The organism is Phenylobacterium sp., assembly GCF_030680185.1.
In the GTDB taxonomy this organism is placed as follows: Bacteria; Pseudomonadota; Alphaproteobacteria; order Caulobacterales; family Caulobacteraceae; genus Phenylobacterium.
This window is the reverse complement of the sequence record NZ_JAUXVZ010000012.1, coordinates 16,018-35,867: the sequence shown is the minus strand read 5'-3', so window position 1 is coordinate 35,867 and position 19,850 is coordinate 16,018. Positions and strand designations below refer to the sequence as shown.

Genomic DNA, 19,850 nt, shown 5'->3' with positions numbered 1-19,850 from the left:
GACACAAAGAACAGAAAGATAGCCAAGGACACGAAGGCCTCCGCGGCCTCGGCTTTGTGTCCTTTGCGACCCTTCGTGTTCTTCGTGTCGCCCTTTAGGGCGCCTGCGGCGCAATCGAACCGTCGAGGCGCGCAACCTGGGCGCGCCGCTTAGACTCAGGTGTTCATCGACTGGAAGAAGTCGTCGTTGTTCTTGGCGTTGCGCAGCTTGTCGAGCAGGAACTCGATGGCGTCCTGCGCCCCCATGGGGTTGAGGATGCGGCGCAGCACATAGGTCTTCTGCAGCTGATCCTTCGGCGTGATCAGCTCTTCCTTACGGGTGCCGGACTTCAGCACGTCGATGGCCGGGAAGATGCGCTTGTCAGCGACCTTGCGGTCCAGGACGATTTCCGAGTTACCGGTGCCCTTGAACTCTTCGAAGATGACCTCGTCCATCCGGCTGCCGGTGTCGATCAGGGCGGTGGCGATGATGGACAGCGAGCCGCCCTCCTCCACATTCCGCGCCGCGCCGAAGAAGCGCTTGGGCCGCTGCAGGGCGTTGGCGTCCACACCGCCGGTCAGCACCTTGCCTGAGGACGGCACCACGGTGTTGTAGGCGCGGCCCAGGCGGGTGACGGAGTCCAGCAGGATGACCACGTCGCGCTTGTGCTCGACCAGGCGCTTGGCCTTTTCGATGACCATCTCGGCGACCTGCACGTGGCGGGTGGCCGGCTCGTCGAAGGTGGACGCGATGACCTCGCCGCGCACGGTGCGCTGCATGTCGGTCACCTCTTCCGGCCGCTCGTCGATCAGCAGGACGATCAGATAGATTTCCGGATGGTTGGCCTCGATAGACTTGGCGATGTTCTGCAGCATCACCGTCTTGCCGACCCGCGGCGGGGCGACGATCAGGCAGCGCTGGCCCTTGCCCAGAGGCGCGACGATGTCGATCACCCGGCCGGAGCGATCCTTCAGGGTCGGATCGTCGATCTCCATCTTCAGGCGCTCTTCGGGATAGAGCGGCGTCAGGTTGTCGAAGTGGACCTTGTGGCGGACGTTTTCGGGGTCTTCGAAATTGATCTGGTCGACCTTGACCAGGGCGAAATAGCGCTCGCCTTCACGGGGCGCGCGGATGGCGCCGACCACGGAGTCGCCGGTGCGCAGGCCGAACTTCCGGATCTGCGAGGGGCTCACATAGATGTCGTCCGGGCCGGGCAGATAGTTGGCCTCGGGGCTGCGCAGGAAGCCGAAGCCGTCGGGCAGCACCTCCATGGTGCCCGAGCCTGAAATCTCCACGCCTTCTTCGGCGAGGGTCTTCAGGATGCCGAACATCATGTCCTGCTTGCGCATCGAGTTGGCGTTCTCGATGTCCATCTGCTCGGCGAAGGCCAGCAGGTCGGAGGAGGATTTCTCCTTCAACTCCTGAAGCGACATCTTGGTCAGGCCCATGGCGGCGATCGCCTGGGAGGCCAGGGACGGTTCGTCTTCGGCGTCCATGCCGGCGTCGTCGTCGGTCTGGGACTCGAGGACTTCGTTCTGGGTGTCTTCGCTCATCGGGTCTTTGAAGCTCTGAGAGGGTGTGTCGGGCCGCGCACCGCCGGATGGACTCCGGGCGGGCGGGGACGAGAGGTGGGGCGCAGATCGAACGGCGCCGGCTATGTTGTCTCGAGGACCGGGCCGTCGGCGATGAACGCGCGGCGCCGGGAAAAGGCGGGGGCGCGGGATTTCTCCCGCGTGGCTAACGCAAAACCACAGCCGGGGGGCCGAGGTCAAGGGCCGTCTCACACCAGATGGGGTCAGCGGGCGCCGAATTCCAGGGTGACGGCCAGGACCGCGGCGATGGCGATCAGGAAGGGGATCTCATTGGTGGCCCGCCAGAACTTGGCGCTACGGGGCCGCTCGCCCGCCGCGATCTGCTTGCGTGCCCCGGCCAGCATGCCGTGCCAGCCCGACAGGAAGATCACCAGCGCCAGCTTCAGCATCATCCAGGGCTGCAGCAGGAAGGCCCAGCCCTGCCCCATGGCGTGCACGTGATACATGATCAGGCTCAGGCCCAGGATCCAGGTCAGCACCATGGACGGGTTGATGATGATCTTGAGGAGCTTGGCCTCCCACACCTTGAAGTGGGCGTCGAACTCGCTGCCGGGCGGCGCGGTTTCGGTGTGATAGGCGTAGAGCCTGGGCAGATACATCATGCCGGCCATCCAGGCGATGACCGCGATGATGTGCAGCCCCCGAAGCAGATCAAACCAGTTCATGCCGCCCTCCCCGTCCTGCAGGCGCATTTTCCATAGTCGGCCGGGCAGGTCCAGCCGCCGGCCGGGGCGATCCTCGGCGCATCGTCCAGGGCGTTCAGCACGACGCCGGTGAGCCCTGCGATGAATCCCGGCGTGATCCCCAGGGCCGGAACCCGCAGATAGGGGGCGCAGCCGATGGTCTTGGCGATCTCGGCATATTCGTGATCGAGCTCGACCAGGGTCTCCACATGCTCGGAGACAAAGGCGATGGGGGTCAGGATCACGCCCTTGCCGTCGGCCTGAGCCTGGCGCAAGGCAACCTCCGTGGACGGACCAATCCATTCCATCGGACCCACCCGGCTCTGGTAGCAGACCTGCCAGTCGGAAAGCTCGGGCAGGCGGGCGGCCACGGCCGCGGCGGTGGCCTCGATCTGGGCCTGGTAGGGATCGCCGCGTTCGATCACCGATTTGGGCAGGCCATGGGCTGAGAACAGTAGGCGCAAGCCCTCAGGCTTGCCTGCGGCGGCCCAGGTGGCGGCGATCTGGTCGGCATGGGCCGCGATCAGCTTCGCCTGGGTGGGATAGCAGCAGACCGTGCGAACAACACCCGAGCCCCTATAGGCCTTGGTCCAGTCTTTGAGGGACGAGCCCGTCGTGGTGGTGGAAAACTGCGGATAGAGCGGCAGCAGCACGATCTCGTCGGGAGCAAAGGCCGCCACCTCCGCCGCCGTCGCCTCGGCACGGGGCTTCCAGTAGCGCATGGCGATGAAGACCCTGGTCTCCAGCTCCGGCGCGGCCTTGGCCAGCTCAGCCTCGAGCGCGTTAGCCTGAGCCTTCGTCTCCGGCAGCAGGGGCGAGCCGCCGCCCATGATGGCGTAGTTGGCCTGGGCGGTCTTCTTGCGGGTGGTGGAGATCAGGGCGGCCAGGGCATAGCGGAACGGGGCCGGCAGGCCGATGATCGCCGGGTCGCGGAACAGGTTGAACAGGAAGGGCTGGACCGAATCCTGGTCGTCGGGTCCCCCCAGGTTGAAGAGGACGACCGCGAGCTTTTTCATCAGGTCCCCGTCACGCGGCGAACCGCGCGCTCGATGTTTTCCACCGGGGTGTCGGGCAGAACCCCGTGGCCCAGATTGAAGATGTAGGGCCCCTGCCCCCACTGGTCGATCAGGGCGTCGATGCGGGCGTCCATGGCCGGGCCGCCGGCCCGCAGCAGCAGGTTGTCGAGCGCGCCCTGGATCGCCTTGCCGCCCGACTGGATCTTGCGGCCCATGGCGGCGCTGGCCTGGGTGTCGAGGGCCACAGCCTGGACCGGCACGGCGGCGGCGTAGTTTTCCACCAGGGCGCCGGCGCCGCGGGGGAAGCCGATGAAGGGGGTGTCGATCCCGGCGGCGCGGACCTTCTCGATGATCGCGGCATGGGGGCGGATGACGATGCGTTCGAACACGTCCTCGGCCAGGCCCTCGGCCCAGCTCTCGAACAGCTTCAGCGCCTGGGCGCCGGCCTTGGCCTGCATCACCAGGTAGCGGGCGGTGGACTCCACCAGGATGTCCAGCAGCCGGTCCAGATCCTCGGGGTTCTGATAGGCGTAGGTCCGCGCGCCGGAGCGATCGGAGCCGCGGCCCTCGATCATATAGGTGGCCACGGTCCAGGGGGCGCCGGCGAACCCGATCAGGGCCCGCTCCGGCTCCAGTTCAGCGCGCACCCGGGTCAGGGTTTCGCCGATCTCGGAAAGCCTGCCGGTCGAGGCCTCGATCTCGGCCTCCATGGCCGAAAGCGCCGGCAGTTCGCCAAGCCTGGGACCTTCGCCCGTCTCGAACCAGACCTTCTGGCCCAGCGCCTTGGGCAGCAGCAGGATGTCGGCGAATACGATGGCCGCATCCAGGGGGAAGCGGCGCATGGGCTGCAGGGTCGCCTCGGCCGCCATCTGCGGATTGTGGCAGAAGGCGATGAAGTCCGGCGCCTTGGTGCGCAGCTCGCGATATTCCGGCAGGGACCGGCCCGCCTGACGCATGAACCAGACCGGCGGGCGGTCGAGGGTTTCGCCGGCCAGGGCGCGAAGGAGGCGGGGCTGGGTCGTGTCGTTCATGCCAAGCCTTAAAGCCGCTCCGGCCCGCCTGCTCAAGGGGCGAGGTGGACACAGGTCCCCACCCCTCTTCCTGAAAGAAAGATCTGTTTGAGGATGAGGTTGAGGTAGGGCCGGTCAGACCCGGGGAAAACCGGCCCTTGCCGACGCCATACCGCCTTCGCCCACAGCCGGCGCCTGGCTTGTCCCAAGGCAGGAAGAGCCCCTGTGAATTGCGGGCGCCGGGGGCTGAGCGTCGCCACATTCCTTAACGAAACCTTAAGAACCGGAGCCGGCCGCGCCGAGGCTCACGGGCGCCGGGCCTGAGGATGACCCGCGCTCTGGCGCAGGCCCTGTGTTTACCTTTCGTTAAGACTTTCCCCATCGGCTGAACCGGTGGACGCCTGGACCCCCAATGTCCGATCCTTACAGCCTGGCCCGTCTCGCGATCGGCGGCGGCGGATAAGTCGAGGCCTATCCCCAAGTTCGCCGGCCTCCTTTAAGAGACTTATCGACTCCTTGGTCCCCAAGAGCATTTTGTCGCAGGCGCCCCCCTCGGAATGACTAACCCGCGCATCGCAACCTATTTCCATGTCCACCTGGTGTCGGACTCCACCGGCGAGACCCTGAACGCCATGGCGCGCGCGGTCTGCGCCCGGTTCGACGACGTCCTGCCGATCGAACACATCTACGCCCTGGTCCGCTCCCAGCGGCAGCTGGACCGCGCCCTGTCGGATATCGAGTCCGCGCCCGGCCTGGTCATTCACACCATCGTCGACGCCGAACTGCGCGCAGCCCTGGAGGAGGGCTGCCGGCGGCTGGAAATGGCCTGCATCCCTGCGCTGGACCCGCTGGTCTCGGCGGTGTCGCGCTATCTGGGGGTCAACACCACCACAAGGGTCGGCGCCCAGCACGCCCTGGACCACGACTATTTCAACCGGATGGACGCGCTCAACTACGCCATCGGCCATGACGACGGCCAGGGCGGCCAGGATCTCGAACAGGCCGACGTGGTGCTGGTGGGCGTGTCGCGGACCTCCAAGACGCCGACCTGCATCTATCTGGCCCACCGGGGCGTGCGGGCGGCCAACGTCCCCCTGGTCCCGTCGCGGCCGATCCCCGACAAGCTGTTGCAGCTCAAGAACACCCTGGTGGTGGGGCTGACCATCTCGCCCGACCGGCTGATCCAGATCCGTCGCAACCGGCTGCTGAGCCTGAAGGAGAACCGCACCTCGGCCTATATCGATGTGGACAATGTGCGCGAGGAGATCGTGCAGGCCCGAAGGCTCTATGAGCGTCAGGGCTGGCCGGTGATCGACGTCACCCGCCGCTCGGTGGAGGAGACGGCCGCGGCGGTGATGAACCTGCTCACCGCCGGCCGCCAGGTGGATATCCTCGGATGAGCCGGGTCATCCTCGCCTCGCAGAGCGCCGCCCGCAGTCAGGTCCTGGCCGGGGCCGGCGTGACCTTCGACAAGATCGTGTCCGGGGTGGATGAGGATCTGGTCAAGACGCGCATCCAGACCGACGGCGGCAGTCCCCGGGCCGTGGCCCAGGCCCTGGCCGAGATCAAGGCGGTGACGGTGTCGGCCGCGGAGCCTGGCCTCGTCATCGGCGCCGACCAGACCCTGGAGTTCGAAGGCGCGCTCTATGACAAGGCGGTCGACCGCGCTGAGGCCCGGTCGCGCCTGCTGGCCCTGCGCGGCAAGCCGCACTTCCTGCATTCGGCCGTGGCGCTGGCTCAGGACGGCGAGGTCCTGTGGTCGGAGATCGCCTGCGCCACGCTCACCCTGCGCGACTTTTCCGACGCCTTCCTGGACCACTATCTCGACCTGGAGGGTGACGACCTGCTGGGCTCGGTGGGCTGCTACCGGCTGGAAGGCCCCGGCGCCCAGCTGTTCGCCGCCATCGAGGGGGACTACTTCGCCATACTGGGCCTGCCGCTCATCGGCCTGCTCGATCAACTTCGCCAACGCGGAGCCCTTGTCCCATGAGCCAGAGTCTGACGGGCGCCGGGCGGGTGGCGGGCGTGGTCGGCGCGCCGGTTCGCCATTCGCTCAGCCCGCTGATCCACAACGCCTGGATTTCGGCCGCGGGCCTCGATGCGGCCTATGTGCCGTTCAGTCCTTCGGAGACCGGGTTCAAGGCCCTCGTGGAGGGTTTTCGCGGCGGGGCCATCTGCGGCCTCAACGTCACCCTGCCCTTCAAGGAAGAGGCCCTGGCCCTGGCCGACGCCCCCAGCGCCGCAGCGCAAGCCGCCGGCGCAGCCAATCTGCTGCTGTTCAATGAAGATGGCCGCATCGTCGCCGACAACACCGATGGCGCAGGCCTGTTGGCGGCCTTTGCCCAGCAGGCGCCGGGCTTCGATCCCGCCGTCGCCCCGGTGGTCATACTGGGGGCCGGTGGGGCGGCCCGGGGCGCGGCCGCAGCCTTTCTGGCGGCCGGCGCGCCGCAGGTGCGGATCCTGAACCGCACCGTGGCCCGGGCCGAGGCCATCGCCGCGCGTCTGGGCGATCGGGTGACCGCCCTTGGCCTCGACCAGGCCGAAGCGGCCTTCGCCGGCGCCGGTGCGGTGATCAACGCCACCTCGGCGGGTCTGTCGGGCGAGGGTGTGCTCGATGTGCCGCTGGCCGCGACGCCCGCCGACTGCGTGGTCATGGACATGGTCTACAAGCCGCTTCGCACGCCCTTCCTGGTGGAGGCCGAGACCGAGGGCCGGCGCATCGTCGATGGCCTGGCCATGTTGATCGGCCAGGCGGTCCCGTCATTCACGGCCTTCTTCGGGATTTCCCCGCCGTCAGGGGTGGACGTCCGCGCCCTGGCGCTGAAGACTCTGGGCCTCAGCGAGAGGATTTGAGGCGACATGCGGCTCATCGGCCTGACCGGCTCCATCGGCATGGGAAAATCCACCACCGCGGCCATGTTCCGCGAGCACGGCGTCCCGGTCTATGACGCCGACGCGGCGGTGCACGACCTCTATGATGTGGGCGGCGCCGCCGTCGGTCCCGTGGGCGAGGCCTTTCCCGGCGTGGTCCAGGGGGGCGCGGTGGACCGCGAACTGCTCCGCCAGCGCGTGCTGGGCGACCCCGAGGCGCTGAAGCGGCTGAACGCCATCGTCCATCCCCTGGTGGGCCAGGACCGGCTGGGCTTCTTCGCCGAAGCGCAGGCCAAGGGGGCCGACCTCGTCGTGCTGGACATTCCCCTGCTCTATGAGACCGGCGGCGATGCGCGAATGGACGCCGTGGTGGTGGTCAGCGCGCCGGCCCGGATGCAGCGCGAGCGGGTGCTGGCCAGGCCCGGCATGACGCCCGACCGCTTCGACGCCATCCTCGCCCAGCAGATGGCCGACGCCGAAAAACGCGCCCGCGCCCACTATGTGGTCGATACCGGCCAGGGGCTGGACCACGCCCGCGCCCAGGTGGCCGACATCGTCAAGGCCCTGCGGGACGCGCCGCGACGAGAGGTCCCGGCGGGCGCCGCCCCGGTTGAAGACGGCGCCAAACCGGGGCATTGAACCCCCATGGCGCGTGAGATTGTTCTCGATACCGAAACCACCGGCTTCGAACCCCGGGAAGGCCACCGGCTGGTGGAGCTGGCCTGCCTGGAGATCGAGGACTTCATCCCGACCGGGCGCACCTTCCACTGCTATATCGACCCTGAGCGGGACATGCCGCCCGAGGCCCAGAAGGTTCACGGCCTGTCGGCCGACTTCCTGCGGGGCAAGCCCAAGTTCCAGGCGCCGGAGGTGGTGGACGCCTTCCTCGACTTCGTCGGCGATGCGCCGATCGTCGCCCACAACGCCGCCTTCGACCGCACCTTCGTCAATCACGAGCTTGGCCTGTGCGGGCGGGTGGAGATCATCGAGCACCGCTGGGTCGACACCCTGGTGCTGGCCCGGGCGCGGTTCCCCGGCATGGCCAATTCCCTCGACGCCCTGTGCCGGCGCTTCAAGATCTCCCTGGCCGACCGGGAGAAGCACGGGGCGCTGATCGACGCCCGGCTGCTGGCCGATGTCTATCTGGAGCTGAAGGGCGGCCGCGAGCGCCGGCTGGAGCTGACCCCGGCGGTTATCGCCCAGGCGGTCGGCGCGGCGCGCCAGGCAAGCTATGGCGCAAGGCCCCGGCCCCTGGCCGCGCGCTCGACGGCCGATGAGCGCGACCGGCACGCCGCCTTCGTGCGCGAGGTGGTGAAGTCCGAGGACCTGTGGCGCAAGCACGGACTCTGAGGCCGCCCAGGCGCCTCAGAGCCGTCCGTGATCAGGCGTTGCCGACGACCGGACCTTCGGAAAGTTCAGCGCCCTGGGCCTGCGCCTTGCGCGTCGCATAGACGCCGGCGAAGTCGATGGGGTCCAGCAGGAAGGGCGGGAAGCCGCCGTCCGAGGTCACGTCGGCGATCACCCGGCGGGCGAACGGGAACAGGAAGCGCGGGCATTCCACCAGCAGCACCGGCTCCAGATCGTCCGGCGCCACGCCGTTGATCTGGAAGACGCCGCCATAGACCAGCTCCACATGGAAGACGGGACCGTCTTCGCGGGCCGCCCGGGCCGAGAGCTTCAGGTCCACCTCGAACAGGCCATCTTCGCGGCCGCGGGCGTTCATTTCCACCCCGAGGTCGATCTGAGGCTGGGGGCCGGCTGCGCGCAGGGCGTCGGGCGCCCGCGGGTTTTCAAACGACAGGTCGCGGATGAACTGGGCCAGGATGCGAACGCCGGGCACAAAAGCTTCGGCGCCGTTCGGCTGGCCGGCGGTGTCGGCCGCGTCAGTGTCGGTCATGAAAAATCTGTCCGTTCTGGAATTGCCGGGCCGACGCATGCGCAGGCCCATCAAGAGGCCGGAATAACCGCCCGTTCCTGGCGCGGGCTGCTAACATGGCCCCCTGCCTGATGCAACGTCGCTCCTGACGCGGGCGTTCAGGCAGACTATATAGAGATCAAGGGGCCAGATTTCCGGCCTGCCGACCCATTGAAGCCTACGAGAGCCGCGTTGCCCCTATTGGAGCTGATCATCTTCGCCGCCCTGGCGGCCATTGTCCTCTACCAGCTCTATTCTGTGCTGGGACGGCGTGTCGGACGACAGCCCGAGGACCAGGCCCAGGCCGAAGCCGCCAATCCCGCCCACCGCGCGCCGGAGCGCGCCCTCGAGCCGGTGGACGAACCCGATGGCGTCGCCCTGTCGGGCCTGGCCGCCATCCGCGCCCGCGACCCGTCCTTTGACCTGAACCACTTCCTGCAGGGGGCCAAGTCGGCTTACGAGCTGACGGTCAACGCCTTCGCCAAGGGCGATCGCGACACCCTGCGCAATCTGTTGTCCGACGATGTCTACGCCTCGTTCGAGGCGGCGATCACCGGCCGCGAGGCCGAGGATCGCACCGAAACGGTGGAGTTCCTGCACGGACCCCGGGCCGATATGGACAAGGCCGAAATGGCCGGCGACCACGCCCGCGTCACGGTCCGCTTCCTGGCCGAGATCCGCAGCCGCACCAAGGACGCCCTGGGCGAAGCGGTGGACGACCGCCGCACGGCCGAGCTGTGGACCTTCGAGCGCAACCTCAAGAGCCGCGATCCCAACTGGACCCTCGTTCACGTCGACGCCGCGGAGGCCTAGTCGTGAATATGCGTCTGGTCGGCGCCCTGTGCGGCGCCCTCCTTCTGTCGGCCTGCGCCACCGCGCGCGCGCCGCAGGAGACTCCTGGTCCGGGCGGACCGCCCTCGTCCTCCGGGCCGTCCCAGCCGGCGACCCCTTCGCCCGGGGCCTATGCGCCGGGTAATTTTTCCGAGCTCCGGGGCTGGGCGCAGGCTGACCATGCCGCCGCCTTCGCCGCCTATCGGGCGACCTGCGGCGTGGCCAAGACCCCGGCCGAGGCCGAGATCTGCCGCCGCGCGCGAACCTACGAGCAGTTGGACGCTTCGGTCGCCAAGGCCTTCTTCGAGGCCAACTTCCGCCTGGAGCCCGTTCCGGGCGAAGGCGTGCTCACCGCCTATTATGCGCCGGAATACACCGCTCGCCTGACCCGCGACGCCGAGTACAGCGCTCCGGTCCGGCCCAAGCCCGCCAACCATGCCGAATTGTCCGGCCGCGTAGATCGGGCGAGCATCGAAAGCGCCCCGGCTACCGAGGTGCTGGCCTGGATGCGGCCCGAGGAGCTGTTCTTCCTGCAGATCCAGGGCTCGGGCGTCCTGACCTTTCCCGATGGGGCGCGAGTCAAGGCGCTGTTCGCCGCCCATAACGACCTGCCGTTCTCGGGGATCGCCAATCCCATGCGCGACCGAGGCCTGCTGCGGGCCGACAACACCTCGGGCGAGGCGATCCGCGCCTGGCTGGCCGACCATCGCGGCCCCGAGGCCGACGCCATCATGCGGCTCAACCGCCGCTATGTCTGGTTCCGTTTCGAGGCCGACGACGGCCTGCATCCGGTGGGCGCGGCCGGCGTGCCCCTGCCCCCGGACCACGCCATCGCCGTGGACCTGACCCGCCACAGGCTGGGCCAGCTGTTCTGGATCGACGCCGAGGCTCCGATCCTGACCGGCGCATTCCCCACCTATCGCAACCTGGCCATGGCCCTGGACACCGGCGGCGCGATCAAGGGCGAGGTGCGGGCCGACCTCTATCTGGGTTCAGGCCCTGAGGCCGGCGTCGAGGCCGGCCGGGTGCGCCACACCCTGCGAATGGTGCGCCTCGTCCCTCGGATAGGCCCCGACCCGACCCCATGAAGCGGCCGCTCCGACCTGACGAGCAGAAGCTCTGGTCGGTGGTGGCGGCCACGGTGCATCCCCTGCCCGGCCGGGCGACGCCGCGGCCTGCGGACAAGCCGCCCCCGGAGACCTTACCGGCCGAAGACATGCCGATCGCCAAGACCCGCGCGCGGCAGGCCCCGGCCCAGGCGCCTGCCGTTCCGGCGAAGCCCAAGGCGCCGACCCCCTGGCCGGGGCCGGAACTGATCGAGCCCAATCGTCACCACCGGATCGTGCGCGAGCGCGACCCCATCGCCGCGCGCCTGGACCTGCACGGCCTGACCTATGACACCGCCCGCAGCGCCCTGGAGGCGTTTCTGCATCGGGCCTGGGACGAGGGCCACCGCTCGGTGCTGGTGATCACTGGCAAGGGAAACCGCGGCGACGGCGCCCTGCGCCGGGCCGCGCCGGAATGGCTGGCCGCGCCACACCTGCGCGCGATGGTGGCGGGGATCTCCGAGGCCCATCGCCGCCACGGCGGCGGCGGCGCGCTCTATGTGGCGCTGAAGCGCAAGCCGCGGGGATGACCGACCTGCGCCGTTCGTGCGTTAAAGGGACCCTGATCAGCGAGGATCGCCCATGAAACCGATCACCATCGACCTCCCCCACAGCCTGGGTCCGATCGAGGCCCGCCGGCGCCTGGAAGAGGGCTTCGACAAGATCGTCAGCCAGTTCGGGGGGAGCGCCAAGCTGACCCGCCAATGGACCGGCGACGTGATGGCCTTTTCGGCCACCGTCATGGGCCAGACCATCACCGGCGACCTGGAGGTGCTGCCCGACGCGGTGCGGATGAAGATCAACCTGCCCAATGTGCTCGCCCTGATGGCCGGCAAGATCAAGGGTCGGGTGCAGAAGCAGGGTCAGATCCTGCTGGAGAACAAGACGCCGCCGCCCAAGGCTTAGCGCGGACGGCTGGCCTTCTCGTCGTGGCCGGACACGCCCTCGCGGGCCTCGAGCCGGGCGGCCACATCGTCCAGGGACACCCCGGCGCCGGCCAGGGTCACCAGCCAGTGATAGAGCAGGTCCGCGCTTTCGGCGGCCAGGGCGCCCTGATCGCCCTTCACCGCGGCGATCACCGTCTCGACGGCCTCCTCGCCGAGCTTCTTGGCCGACAGGTCGGGATCGGCCAGCAGGCGGGCGGTATAGGAGGCGGCCGGATCTCCGCCCTTGCGGCTTTCGATCACCGCAGAGAGACGGGTCAGAACCTCGGCCAGGCGGCTCATGAGAAGGCCTCGGCGGCGTCGCGGCGCATCTCCGCCCCGGTCAGGCGCGCGGGCAGGCCGGCGGCCACCATGGCCTGCTTGACCTCGCCGATGGAGACCTCGCCGAAGTGGAAGATGGAGGCGGCCAGCACCGCATCGGCGCCCCCTTGGGTGGCGGCCTCGACGATGTGGGCGGCCGAGCCTGCGCCGCCCGAAGCGATCACCGGCACGCTGACGGCCGAGGTGATGGCGCGCAGCAGTTCGATGTCATAGCCGGACTTGGCGCCGTCGCGATCCATGGAGGTCAGCAGGATTTCGCCGGCCCCCTTCTCCACCGCCAGGCGGGCATAGTCGATGACGTCCAGGCCGGTGTCCTTGCGGCCGCCATAGATGAACACCCGCCAGGCGCCGTCCTCGGTCCGCTTGGCGTCGATGGCGGCGACCACGGCCTGGGAGCCGAAGGCGTCGGCGCAGGCGCTGATCAGGTCGGGGTTCTCCACCGCCGCGGTGTTGACGCTGATCTTGTCGGCCCCGGCCAGCAGCAGGCGTCGCGCATCCTCGACAGCACGGATGCCGCCGCCGACGCTGAGCGGCATGAAGCAGACATCGGCGGTGCGGGCGATGACGTCGAGGATGGCGCCGCGGCCCTCGTGGCTGGCGGTGATGTCCAGGAACATCAGCTCGTCGGCGCCGGCCGCGTCATAGGCGCTGGCCTGCTCCACCGGATCGCCGGCGTCGCGCAGGGAGAGGAACTGCACGCCCTTGACCACGCGGCCGTCCTTGACGTCCAGGCAGGGAATGACGCGCAGGTTCAGCATCAGGCCGCCGCCTTGATGGCTTCGGGCGCCTTGATGGCCCCGGTATAGAGGGCGCGGCCCAGGACGGCGCCGGCGATCGGACGGCCCTTGCGGGCGCGCAGGCGATGGATGTCCTCGACGCTGGCCAGGCCGCCGGCGGCGATGACCGGAATGTCCACCGCATCGGCCATGGCCCCGAACACGTCCACATTGAAGCCGGTCAGGGCGCCGTCGCGGTCGATGTCGGTGATGATCAGGGCGCTGACCCCGGCGTCCTCGAACCGCCTGGCGACGGTGACGGCGTCGAGATCGGAATCCTCGGTCCACCCCTGGACGGCCACCTTGCCGCCGCGGACATCGACGCTGACGGCGATCTGTTCGGGCCAGAGGCGGGCGGCTTCCACCACCACTTGCGGCTCACGTACGGCGAGCGTGCCGAGGATCACCCGGCTGACGCCAGCCTCGATCCAGCCCTCGATATCGGCCAGGCTGCGGATGCCGCCGCCCAGTTGCACCGGCACCGAGACCGACTCCAGGATGGCCTGGACGGCGTTGGCGTTCACCGCCTTGCCTTCCACCGCCCCGTTCAGGTCCACCACATGGATCCAGGGGAAGCCGGCATTAGCCCATTGCTGGGCCTGGTCGGCCGGCGAGGTGTTGAACACGGTGGCGGTGTCGAGGACGCCGTGCAGCACGCGCACGCACTGGCCGTCCTTGAGGTCGATGGCCGGGTAGAGGATCAAGGTCGCCACTCCAGAAAGCGCGCGAGGAGAGAAAGCCCGGCAGACTGCGATTTCTCCGGGTGAAATTGAACCCCCGCCACATTGCCCCGCGCCACGGCGGCGGCGAACCGGCCCCCGTGATCGGTGAAGGCGGCCACGTCGGCGGGATCGGCCGCGTGGAAGGCGAAGGAGTGGGTGAAATACATGGCGCCGTCGGCGGCGAGGCCCAGGGCCTGACCTGCGGGGCTGATGTCGTCCAGACTGTTCCAGCCCATGTGCGGCACCTTGCAGGCCGGGCTGTCAGGGGCGAGACGCCGAACCTCGCCGGGAATCCAGTCGAGACCGGGGGTCTCGCCGAACTCCAGGCCGCGGCTGGCCAGCAGCTGCATGCCCACGCAGACGCCCAGGAACGGAACGCCCCGGCCCTGCACCGCCTCGGTGATCGCTTCGACGAGACCGGCCCGCGCCATCAGCGCCTGGCGGCAGGCGGCGAAGGCGCCGACGCCGGGCAGGACGATGCGATCGGCGGCGGCCACCGTCTCGGGGTCGGAGGTGACGCGAATCTCCGCAGCCCCGGGCGCGGAGCCGGCGGCCTTTTCGAGGGCGTTCTGCGCCGAACGGAGATTGCCCGACCCGTAGTCGATCAGGGCGACGGTCTGCATAGCGGTTCCTTAGACCCTTGGGGCGCCCTAGAGCACGCCCTTTGTGGAGGGGGCCTGGCCGCCCGTCTTGGGGTCGATCTCAATGGCCGTGCGCAGGGCGCGGGCCAAGGCCTTGAACCCGCTCTCGGCGATATGGTGGCTGTTCTCGCCGTACAGGGTCTCCAGGTGCACGCAGGCGCCGCAATTCATGGCGAAGGCGTGGTGGAATTCCTTGAACAGCTCGGTGTCCATCTCGCCGATCTTCGGCGTGCGGAAGGCCACCTTCCAGATCAGATAGGGCCGGTTGGACAGATCGAGCGCGCAGCGGGTCAGGGTCTCGTCCATGGGGATATAGGCGTCGCCGAACCGGCGGATGCCCTTGAACCCGTCCAGCGCCTTATGGATGGCCTGGCCCAGCACGATGCCGGTGTCTTCCACCGTGTGGTGGAAGTCGATGTGCAGGTCGCCCTTGGTGCGGACCTTCAGGTCGATGCCGCCGTGGCGGGCGAAGGCGTCGAGCATGTGGTCGAAGAAGCCGACGCCGGTCTCGACGTCGGACACGCCGGTCCCGTCCAGATCGACGCTGACGCTGATCTGGGTTTCCTTGGTGTTGCGGACCACCTCGGCCGTGCGCGCCATGGTCTTCAAAGTCCTCTCGAAGCGGCCAGGTCCTTGAGCGAGACCTGCGGCCGCGGGCCGTAATGGGAGATCACCTCGGCCGCCGCCAGGGCGCCAAGCTGACCGCAGACCGGAAGCGAGCGGTCATGCGCCAATCCATATAGGAAGCCGGCGGCGTATTGATCCCCCGCGCCGGTGGTGTCGACCACCTTGTCCACAGCCGCGGCCCAGATTTCGTGGCGGGCCTCGCCAGCGGCGATCACCGAGCCCTTTTCGCTGCGGGTCACCGCAGCCATGGCGGTGCGGGCGGCCAGGGCGCTGACGGCGGCGTCGAAGTCCGGCGTTTCGAACAGAGCGCAGACCTCGGCTTCGTTGGCGAAGACGATGTCCACCTGGGTGTCGATGAACTCCATCAGGGCGCCGCGATGGCGCTCGACCACAAAGGCGTCCGACAGGGTCAGCGCGATCTTGCGCCCGTTGGCCCGGGCCAGCCCTGCGGCCTTGGCGAAGGCGCGGCGGGCCTCATGGGGGTCGAACAGATAGCCTTCGAGATAGACGATCTTGGAGGCCTCGATGATCGCCGGGTCGACATCGTCGGCGGTCAGCTCGGTCGAGGCGCCCAGATAGGTGCACATGGTTCGCTGGCCGTCCGGCGTCACATTGATCAGGCAGCGGGCGGTGGCGGGGCCGGCCGCCAGCGGCGTCACGTCGAACCGGACCCCTTGGGCGCGCATGTCGTGGGCGAAGACGTCGCCCAGCTGGTCCTTGGCCACCTTGCCCAGATAGGCCGCCCGGCCGCCGAAGCTGGCCACGCCGGCCACGGTGTTGCCAGCCGAACCGCCGGAGGTTTCGACGCCCGGCGCCATGCGGCTGTAGAGATCGACCCCGCGGGCTTCGTCGATCAGCATCATCGCGCCCTTGGACAGGCCTTCGGCGCCAAGGAACTCCTCGGCGGCCGGGGCGATCACGTCGACAATGGCGTTGCCGATGGCGGCGACGTCGTAAAGCTCGGTCATTGCGGGAGGTTTTCTCTTCTCGTTGGGCGGCGATGATTGGGGAACGGGCGCCGATTACAGGGAAAGCACAGTCGGGGCAATGTGAAGCAAGGCCGCGGCCGGGCCAAAGATGACGGCGCCCCGGCCTTGCACAGGCCGTCATGATCGGGCGCTATCCCGGCGATATGCAGCTCTACCACTTCAGCGACGATCCGGGCATCGCGGTGTTCGAGCCCCGCCCCGTCCGCGTCCCCTCCGAGCGAGGGCCGGGCCGTGACTGGCTGAACGGGCCCCTGGTCTGGGCCATCGAAGAGGCCCGCCAGGCCATGTACCTGTTCCCCCGCGACTGCCCGCGGATCGTGGTCTGGGCGAAGGACGACAGCGCCGCGGCCGATCGCGCGGCCTGGTTCGGCGACAGTCCGGCCCAGGCCATCGCCTATATGGAGCGGGACTGGTTCGAGCGGCTGCGGGCCGAGACCCTCTATCGCTACGTGTTGCCGGCCGAACCCTTCGAAAGCCTGGACGACGCCGGCATGTGGGTGTCGCGCGACACCGTGACGCCGGTCAGCCGGGATGTGCTGACCGACCTGCCCGCCGCCCTGCGCGCGGCCGGGGTCGAGCTGCGCCTCACCGAGACCCTGACCCACCTGCGGCCGGTCTGGGACACCACCCTGCACGCCAGCGGCGTCCGGCTGCGCAACGCCAAGGACTGGACATGAAGAGCCCTCTCGTGGCGAGCCTGATCGCCGCCCTCCTGCCCCTGGCCGCTGTGGCCGCCGAGCCTGGCGACTGGCGCACGCCTGACCCGGCGCAGACCCTGGTGATCGACACCACCCGGGGCCGCATGGTGGTGGAGCTGGCGCCCGAGGTCGCGCCCCTGGCGGTGGCCCGGGTCAAGCAGCTGGCCCGGGAAGGCGTCTATGACGGCCTGCAGTTTCACCGGGTGATCGCAGGCTTCGTCGCCCAGACCGGCAATCCGAACAATCGGGACGGCGGAACCTCCGAGCATCCGGACCTTGAGCCGGAGTTCAGCCTTCTTCTGACGCCGGACCTGGCGGCCGAGGTGGTGATGGTCACCCAGGCCAGCGATGGGCGCACCGGTTTCCTGCGGTCCATGCCGCTCGCGGCGGTCTCGGCCGGCGAAGCGAGCCGCAGCGGCCGGCCCCGGGCCTGGGGCGCCTATTGCCCCGGCGTCTTCGGCATGGGCCGCCAGGCCCATCCCGGCAGCGCCAACAGCGAAATCTTCGTCATGCTGGAGGCCGCCCGCAGGCTGGATCGCGACTACACCCCGTTCGGTCGGGTGATCGCCGGCCTGGATGTGGCCCGGTCCCTGGCGGTGGGCGAGCCGCCGGCCGCGCCCGACCAGATGGTCCGCGTCACGCTCGCCGCCGACCTGCCGCAGGACGAGCGCCCGCAGCTCGAGGTCGCCGATCCGAGGGGCGCGGCCTTCCAGGCCAAGGTGGCCGCCCTGCGCGCCGAAAAAGGCGCCGACTTCACCCTCTGCGATGTGGAGATCCTGGTGCGCTGACACCCAAGCAAGCCGTCACCCTTGGGGCTTGTCCCGAGAGTGACGGCGGTGGGGTGGATGGACTGCGCGCCGTCCTCGTCCTTCGAGGCCCTGCTAGCGCAGGGCGCCTCAGGATGAGGACGGACTGCAGACGCCCGCACCCTCCTCCCTCATCCTGAGGTGCGAGCGAAGCGAGCCTCGAAGGACGCAAGGCCTCTCGTTCCCGTCACCCTCGGGCTCGTCCCGAGGGTCCCTGTCGAGGGCGGGCGCAAGCGTCGAGAGGGACCCTGGGCACAGGGCCCAGGGTGACGCTGGTGGGGGTGCGCGCCTAGGTGAACAGCGCGCGGGAGGGGCAGAGGTCGGCGACGGGGCATTCGTCGCATTTGGGCTTGCGGGCCACGCACACATAGCGGCCATGCAGGATCAGCCAGTGGTGGGCGCGGACCAGGTAGGGCTCGGGATCACCGCCATCAGCTCGGCCTCCACCTGGTCGGGCGTCTTGCCGAAGGCGAGCTTCAGCCGATGGGCGACGCGGAAGACGTGGGTGTCGACGGCGATGGCCGGCTCCACGCGCAGCTCGTTCAGCACCACGCTGGCGGTCTTGCGCCCGACGCCGGGCAGGGCCTGGAGGGCCTCGCGTTCCAGGGGCACCTCGCCGCCGTGCTGCTCGATCAGGATGCGGGCCGCGGCGATGACGTTCTTCGCCTTGGTGCGGAACAGGCCGATGGAGGCGATGTAGGGGATCAGCCCTTCCTCCCCCAGCGCCAGCATCTTCTCCGGGGTGTCGGCCACCTCGAACAGTCGGGCCGTAGCCTTGTTGACCGAGACATCGGTGGCCTGGGCCGACAGGGCGACCGCCGTCACCAGGGTATAGGGGCTGTCATAGTTGAGCTCGGTGCGGGGGTCGGACTCCGCGTCCTCGAACCGCTCGAACAGGGTGGCGATGCGCGCCCGCTCGGCCGGCGAGAGCCGCCGGGGGGACTTTTTCGCAGCAGGCTTGCGGGGCGGGGGTTTGGGCGGCGCGACCATGGGGGCTTGATGCCCTGCGCAAAGGCCCTCGCCAAGTCCGCGCGGGCGGCTAATATCGCCCCACGATGGACGGCCCCTATTACATGGATGCGGTCATCACCCCCAACCGCTCGCTGTCCCAGCGAGGGTTCGTGATCCTTATATCCATCGTCACGGTTTTGAACTGCGCCTCGGCGGCGGTCTTCATGTCGATGGGCGCGACCCTGGTGCCGATCTTCCTGGCCATGGATGTGGGCGCCATTGCGCTGGCCTTCCTGGTCAGCTTCCAGGCCGCCCGCCAGGTGGAGCGGGTGCAGGTCACCGCCCGGGAGGTGCGCGTGCTGCGCCAGACGCCCCAGGCCCAGGCCCTGGTCTGGACCTCGCCCACCGCCTTCACCCGGGTCGATGTGGAGGTGGAGGACGAGCGCACGGTGGGCGTGAAGCTGAGGCTGTCGGGCAAGTTCGCCCAGGTGGCCGCGGCGCTGTCGCCCGGCGAACGGGCCGATTTCGCCCGCGCCCTGCAGACCGCCATCTGGCAGGCCCGCTCTAACCGGTTCTAGACGCGAATATCCAGCAGGGAGCCGGGCCGCAGGATCTTCTGCGGCGGCTCGTCGCCAGCGCGGACCTGAAGTGGAACCTCGCGAACCGCCGTGGCGTGCGGCTGGATCGACGCGGACGGCGCTGCGGCCTTCGTCGGGACCTGAGCCGGGGCCGGGGCCTGGGTCGGCGCAGCGCGGCCGAGGGCGGCTTCGAAGAAGGCCTTCTGGGCGGCGCTACGCGGCTGGGGCGTGACCCCCTGCGGGGCCGCCGGCAGAGCGTTCGGGAAAGGAGGTCGAATCGCGCTCAAGGCGAAAACCGGCGTTTAGGGGCTGAAATCGACCCCAAAATGGGGCTCTTGCGCTGAATTTATGGTTAACGACGTCTAAAGGCCAGGGGTCTTCACAGCCAGCAGGGCGGCGAGGCGAGCGGTCAGGGCGGCCTCGTCCTTCATCTCGCATTCCCAGACCACCTCGACGCGCCAGCCGGCCGCCGACAGGGCCTGGGCGGTGGTGGCGTCCCGCGCGCGATTGCGCCCGACCTTGGCCAGCCAGTAGTCGCGGTTGGTCTTGGGCACGCGGGCCCCTCGGGCGCAGTCATGGCCGTGCCAGAAGCACCCATGCGCAAAGATGACCAGCCGGCGGCCGGGCAGGACGATGTCCGGCGAGCCCGGCAGGTCCTTGCGGTTCAGGCGGTAGCGGGCGCCCAGCCTGGTCAGCAGGCGGCGCAGGGTGCGCTCAGGGCCCGTGCCGGAGCCCTTGACCTGCCGCATGACGGCCGAGCGCTTTTCCGCGTCATAGACGTCGGTCATGACGTC

General features: G+C 69.1%; 25 protein-coding genes and 1 pseudogene. 12 read left to right on the top strand and 14 right to left on the bottom strand.

All coding sequences use genetic code 11. The annotated features are described in order from the left end of the window. Positions 1–155: 155 nt before the first annotated feature. From rho to hemE, 4 genes are all read right to left on the bottom strand, one after another. A complete protein-coding gene (rho, locus tag Q8L83_RS02505) occupies positions 156–1,532 on the bottom strand; it encodes a transcription termination factor Rho (protein ID WP_305284571.1) in 1,377 nt (458 codons plus the stop codon). Between the two features lie 242 nt (positions 1,533–1,774). Then, entirely contained in the window at positions 1,775–2,236 is a 462-nt protein-coding gene (locus Q8L83_RS02500) for a CopD family protein (RefSeq protein WP_305284570.1), read from the bottom strand. Beyond that, the gene (gene hemH, locus Q8L83_RS02495; RefSeq protein WP_305284629.1) at positions 2,233–3,273 is read right to left on the bottom strand and encodes a ferrochelatase; all 1,041 of its coding nucleotides are present in this window, start codon (positions 3,271–3,273) and stop codon (positions 2,233–2,235) included. Before hemH ends, Q8L83_RS02500 begins: the two co-directional genes overlap by 4 nt. Continuing rightward, entirely contained in the window at positions 3,270–4,301 is a 1,032-nt protein-coding gene (gene hemE, locus Q8L83_RS02490) for a uroporphyrinogen decarboxylase (RefSeq protein WP_305284569.1), read from the bottom strand. The genes hemH and hemE overlap by 4 nt, the downstream gene beginning before the upstream one ends. Positions 4,302–4,837: 536 nt before the next feature. On the opposite strand from hemE, the gene Q8L83_RS02485 reads away from it, so the two are divergent. From Q8L83_RS02485 to dnaQ, 5 genes are read left to right on the top strand one after another with little or no spacing between them, the layout of a single operon-like run. Further along, the gene (locus tag Q8L83_RS02485; RefSeq protein ID WP_305284568.1) at positions 4,838–5,680 is read left to right on the top strand and encodes a pyruvate, water dikinase regulatory protein; all 843 of its coding nucleotides are present in this window, start codon (positions 4,838–4,840) and stop codon (positions 5,678–5,680) included. Beyond that, positions 5,677–6,270, top strand: a complete 594-nt coding sequence (locus Q8L83_RS02480) for a nucleoside triphosphate pyrophosphatase (RefSeq protein WP_305284567.1) — start codon at positions 5,677–5,679, stop codon at positions 6,268–6,270. Before Q8L83_RS02485 ends, Q8L83_RS02480 begins: the two co-directional genes overlap by 4 nt. Then, positions 6,267–7,133 carry a shikimate dehydrogenase gene (gene aroE / locus Q8L83_RS02475; protein WP_305284566.1) on the top strand — a complete coding sequence of 289 codons (867 nt, stop codon included), beginning with the start codon at positions 6,267–6,269 and terminating at the stop codon, positions 7,131–7,133. The genes Q8L83_RS02480 and aroE overlap by 4 nt, the downstream gene beginning before the upstream one ends. A gap of 6 nt (positions 7,134–7,139) precedes the next feature. Beyond that, positions 7,140–7,790 carry a dephospho-CoA kinase gene (gene coaE / locus Q8L83_RS02470; protein WP_305284565.1) on the top strand — a complete coding sequence of 217 codons (651 nt, stop codon included), beginning with the start codon at positions 7,140–7,142 and terminating at the stop codon, positions 7,788–7,790. Positions 7,791–7,796: 6 nt separating this feature from the next. Continuing rightward, positions 7,797–8,501: a DNA polymerase III subunit epsilon gene (gene dnaQ, locus Q8L83_RS02465; protein ID WP_305284564.1), complete on the top strand. Its 705-nt coding sequence runs from the start codon at positions 7,797–7,799 to the stop codon at positions 8,499–8,501. A gap of 31 nt (positions 8,502–8,532) precedes the next feature. Here dnaQ and secB read toward each other — a convergent pair whose 3' ends face one another. Then, positions 8,533–9,048 carry a protein-export chaperone SecB gene (gene secB, locus Q8L83_RS02460; RefSeq protein ID WP_305284563.1) on the bottom strand — a complete coding sequence of 172 codons (516 nt, stop codon included), beginning with the start codon at positions 9,046–9,048 and terminating at the stop codon, positions 8,533–8,535. A gap of 210 nt (positions 9,049–9,258) precedes the next feature. Between secB and timA the strand changes: the two genes are divergently transcribed. From timA to Q8L83_RS02440, 4 genes are read left to right on the top strand one after another with little or no spacing between them, the layout of a single operon-like run. Next, entirely contained in the window at positions 9,259–9,879 is a 621-nt protein-coding gene (gene timA, locus Q8L83_RS02455) for a TIM44-related membrane protein TimA (RefSeq protein ID WP_305284562.1), read from the top strand. Positions 9,880–9,887: 8 nt separating this feature from the next. Then, positions 9,888–10,985: an MltA domain-containing protein gene (locus Q8L83_RS02450; RefSeq protein ID WP_370868344.1), complete on the top strand. Its 1,098-nt coding sequence runs from the start codon at positions 9,888–9,890 to the stop codon at positions 10,983–10,985. Beyond that, complete coding sequence (locus tag Q8L83_RS02445) at positions 10,982–11,533, top strand: Smr/MutS family protein (RefSeq protein ID WP_305284560.1); 552 nt, start codon at positions 10,982–10,984, stop codon at positions 11,531–11,533. The genes Q8L83_RS02450 and Q8L83_RS02445 overlap by 4 nt, the downstream gene beginning before the upstream one ends. A gap of 52 nt (positions 11,534–11,585) precedes the next feature. After that, a complete protein-coding gene (locus Q8L83_RS02440) occupies positions 11,586–11,909 on the top strand; it encodes a polyhydroxyalkanoic acid system family protein (RefSeq protein ID WP_305284559.1) in 324 nt (107 codons plus the stop codon). On the opposite strand, the gene Q8L83_RS02435 is transcribed toward Q8L83_RS02440, so the two are convergent. From Q8L83_RS02435 to Q8L83_RS02410, 6 genes are read right to left on the bottom strand one after another with little or no spacing between them, the layout of a single operon-like run. Further along, positions 11,906–12,229 carry a phosphoribosyl-ATP diphosphatase gene (locus Q8L83_RS02435; protein ID WP_305284558.1) on the bottom strand — a complete coding sequence of 108 codons (324 nt, stop codon included), beginning with the start codon at positions 12,227–12,229 and terminating at the stop codon, positions 11,906–11,908. The two genes, Q8L83_RS02440 and Q8L83_RS02435, sit on opposite strands and share 4 nt — an antisense overlap. Further along, a complete protein-coding gene (hisF, locus tag Q8L83_RS02430; RefSeq protein ID WP_305284557.1) occupies positions 12,226–13,026 on the bottom strand; it encodes an imidazole glycerol phosphate synthase subunit HisF in 801 nt (266 codons plus the stop codon). Before hisF ends, Q8L83_RS02435 begins: the two co-directional genes overlap by 4 nt. Continuing rightward, entirely contained in the window at positions 13,026–13,748 is a 723-nt protein-coding gene (gene hisA / locus Q8L83_RS02425; RefSeq protein WP_305284556.1) for a 1-(5-phosphoribosyl)-5-[(5-phosphoribosylamino)methylideneamino]imidazole-4-carboxamide isomerase, read from the bottom strand. Before hisA ends, hisF begins: the two co-directional genes overlap by 1 nt. Beyond that, entirely contained in the window at positions 13,745–14,389 is a 645-nt protein-coding gene (gene hisH, locus Q8L83_RS02420; RefSeq protein WP_305284555.1) for an imidazole glycerol phosphate synthase subunit HisH, read from the bottom strand. The genes hisA and hisH overlap by 4 nt, the downstream gene beginning before the upstream one ends. Positions 14,390–14,416: 27 nt before the next feature. Beyond that, positions 14,417–15,007, bottom strand: a complete 591-nt coding sequence (gene hisB / locus Q8L83_RS02415; RefSeq protein ID WP_305284554.1) for an imidazoleglycerol-phosphate dehydratase HisB — start codon at positions 15,005–15,007, stop codon at positions 14,417–14,419. A 5-nt stretch (positions 15,008–15,012) separates the two neighbouring features. After that, positions 15,013–16,002 (bottom strand): adenosine kinase, encoded by a 990-nt coding sequence (locus Q8L83_RS02410; RefSeq protein WP_305284553.1) that lies wholly within the window; start codon positions 16,000–16,002, stop codon positions 15,013–15,015. Between the two features lie 140 nt (positions 16,003–16,142). Here Q8L83_RS02410 and Q8L83_RS02405 point away from each other — a divergent pair, with 140 nt between their 5' ends. Both Q8L83_RS02405 and Q8L83_RS02400 read left to right on the top strand, forming a co-directional pair. Continuing rightward, positions 16,143–16,700, top strand: coding sequence for a DUF6886 family protein (locus tag Q8L83_RS02405; RefSeq protein WP_305284552.1), 558 nt, complete (start codon positions 16,143–16,145; stop codon positions 16,698–16,700). Next, a complete protein-coding gene (locus tag Q8L83_RS02400; protein WP_305284551.1) occupies positions 16,697–17,509 on the top strand; it encodes a peptidylprolyl isomerase in 813 nt (270 codons plus the stop codon). The genes Q8L83_RS02405 and Q8L83_RS02400 overlap by 4 nt, the downstream gene beginning before the upstream one ends. Positions 17,510–17,816: 307 nt before the next feature. On the opposite strand, the pseudogene nth reads toward Q8L83_RS02400, so the two are convergent. Next, positions 17,817–18,517 (bottom strand): annotated as a pseudogene (gene nth, locus Q8L83_RS02395) (endonuclease III). Between the two features lie 65 nt (positions 18,518–18,582). Here nth and Q8L83_RS02390 point away from each other — a divergent pair. Next, complete coding sequence (locus Q8L83_RS02390; RefSeq protein WP_305284550.1) at positions 18,583–19,056, top strand: DUF2244 domain-containing protein; 474 nt, start codon at positions 18,583–18,585, stop codon at positions 19,054–19,056. On the opposite strand, the gene Q8L83_RS02385 is transcribed toward Q8L83_RS02390, so the two are convergent. Continuing rightward, positions 19,053–19,343: a hypothetical protein gene (locus Q8L83_RS02385; RefSeq protein WP_305284549.1), complete on the bottom strand. Its 291-nt coding sequence runs from the start codon at positions 19,341–19,343 to the stop codon at positions 19,053–19,055. The genes Q8L83_RS02390 and Q8L83_RS02385 overlap by 4 nt on opposite strands. 75 nt (positions 19,344–19,418) lie before the next feature. After that, entirely contained in the window at positions 19,419–19,844 is a 426-nt protein-coding gene (locus Q8L83_RS02380) for a very short patch repair endonuclease (RefSeq protein ID WP_305284548.1), read from the bottom strand. Positions 19,845–19,850 lie beyond the last annotated feature (6 nt).

Coding starts and splice junctions, on each gene's coding strand:
- rho (WP_305284571.1), bottom strand. CDS start 1,532: ATGAGCGAAGACACCCAGAACGAAGTCCTCGAGTCCCAGACCGACGAC.
- Q8L83_RS02500 (WP_305284570.1), bottom strand. CDS start 2,236: ATGAACTGGTTTGATCTGCTTCGGGGGCTGCACATCATCGCGGTCATC.
- hemE (WP_305284569.1), bottom strand. CDS start 4,301: ATGAACGACACGACCCAGCCCCGCCTCCTTCGCGCCCTGGCCGGCGAA.
- Q8L83_RS02485 (WP_305284568.1), top strand. CDS start 4,838: ATGACTAACCCGCGCATCGCAACCTATTTCCATGTCCACCTGGTGTCG.
- Q8L83_RS02480 (WP_305284567.1), top strand. CDS start 5,677: ATGAGCCGGGTCATCCTCGCCTCGCAGAGCGCCGCCCGCAGTCAGGTC.
- aroE (WP_305284566.1), top strand. CDS start 6,267: ATGAGCCAGAGTCTGACGGGCGCCGGGCGGGTGGCGGGCGTGGTCGGC.
- coaE (WP_305284565.1), top strand. CDS start 7,140: ATGCGGCTCATCGGCCTGACCGGCTCCATCGGCATGGGAAAATCCACC.
- dnaQ (WP_305284564.1), top strand. CDS start 7,797: ATGGCGCGTGAGATTGTTCTCGATACCGAAACCACCGGCTTCGAACCC.
- secB (WP_305284563.1), bottom strand. CDS start 9,048: ATGACCGACACTGACGCGGCCGACACCGCCGGCCAGCCGAACGGCGCC.
- Q8L83_RS02450 (WP_370868344.1), top strand. CDS start 9,888: ATGCGTCTGGTCGGCGCCCTGTGCGGCGCCCTCCTTCTGTCGGCCTGC.
- Q8L83_RS02445 (WP_305284560.1), top strand. CDS start 10,982: ATGAAGCGGCCGCTCCGACCTGACGAGCAGAAGCTCTGGTCGGTGGTG.
- Q8L83_RS02440 (WP_305284559.1), top strand. CDS start 11,586: ATGAAACCGATCACCATCGACCTCCCCCACAGCCTGGGTCCGATCGAG.
- Q8L83_RS02435 (WP_305284558.1), bottom strand. CDS start 12,229: ATGAGCCGCCTGGCCGAGGTTCTGACCCGTCTCTCTGCGGTGATCGAA.
- hisF (WP_305284557.1), bottom strand. CDS start 13,026: ATGCTGAACCTGCGCGTCATTCCCTGCCTGGACGTCAAGGACGGCCGC.
- hisH (WP_305284555.1), bottom strand. CDS start 14,389: ATGCAGACCGTCGCCCTGATCGACTACGGGTCGGGCAATCTCCGTTCG.
- hisB (WP_305284554.1), bottom strand. CDS start 15,007: ATGGCGCGCACGGCCGAGGTGGTCCGCAACACCAAGGAAACCCAGATC.
- Q8L83_RS02410 (WP_305284553.1), bottom strand. CDS start 16,002: ATGACCGAGCTTTACGACGTCGCCGCCATCGGCAACGCCATTGTCGAC.
- Q8L83_RS02405 (WP_305284552.1), top strand. CDS start 16,143: ATGATCGGGCGCTATCCCGGCGATATGCAGCTCTACCACTTCAGCGAC.
- Q8L83_RS02400 (WP_305284551.1), top strand. CDS start 16,697: ATGAAGAGCCCTCTCGTGGCGAGCCTGATCGCCGCCCTCCTGCCCCTG.
- Q8L83_RS02390 (WP_305284550.1), top strand. CDS start 18,583: ATGGACGGCCCCTATTACATGGATGCGGTCATCACCCCCAACCGCTCG.
- Q8L83_RS02380 (WP_305284548.1), bottom strand. CDS start 19,844: ATGACCGACGTCTATGACGCGGAAAAGCGCTCGGCCGTCATGCGGCAG.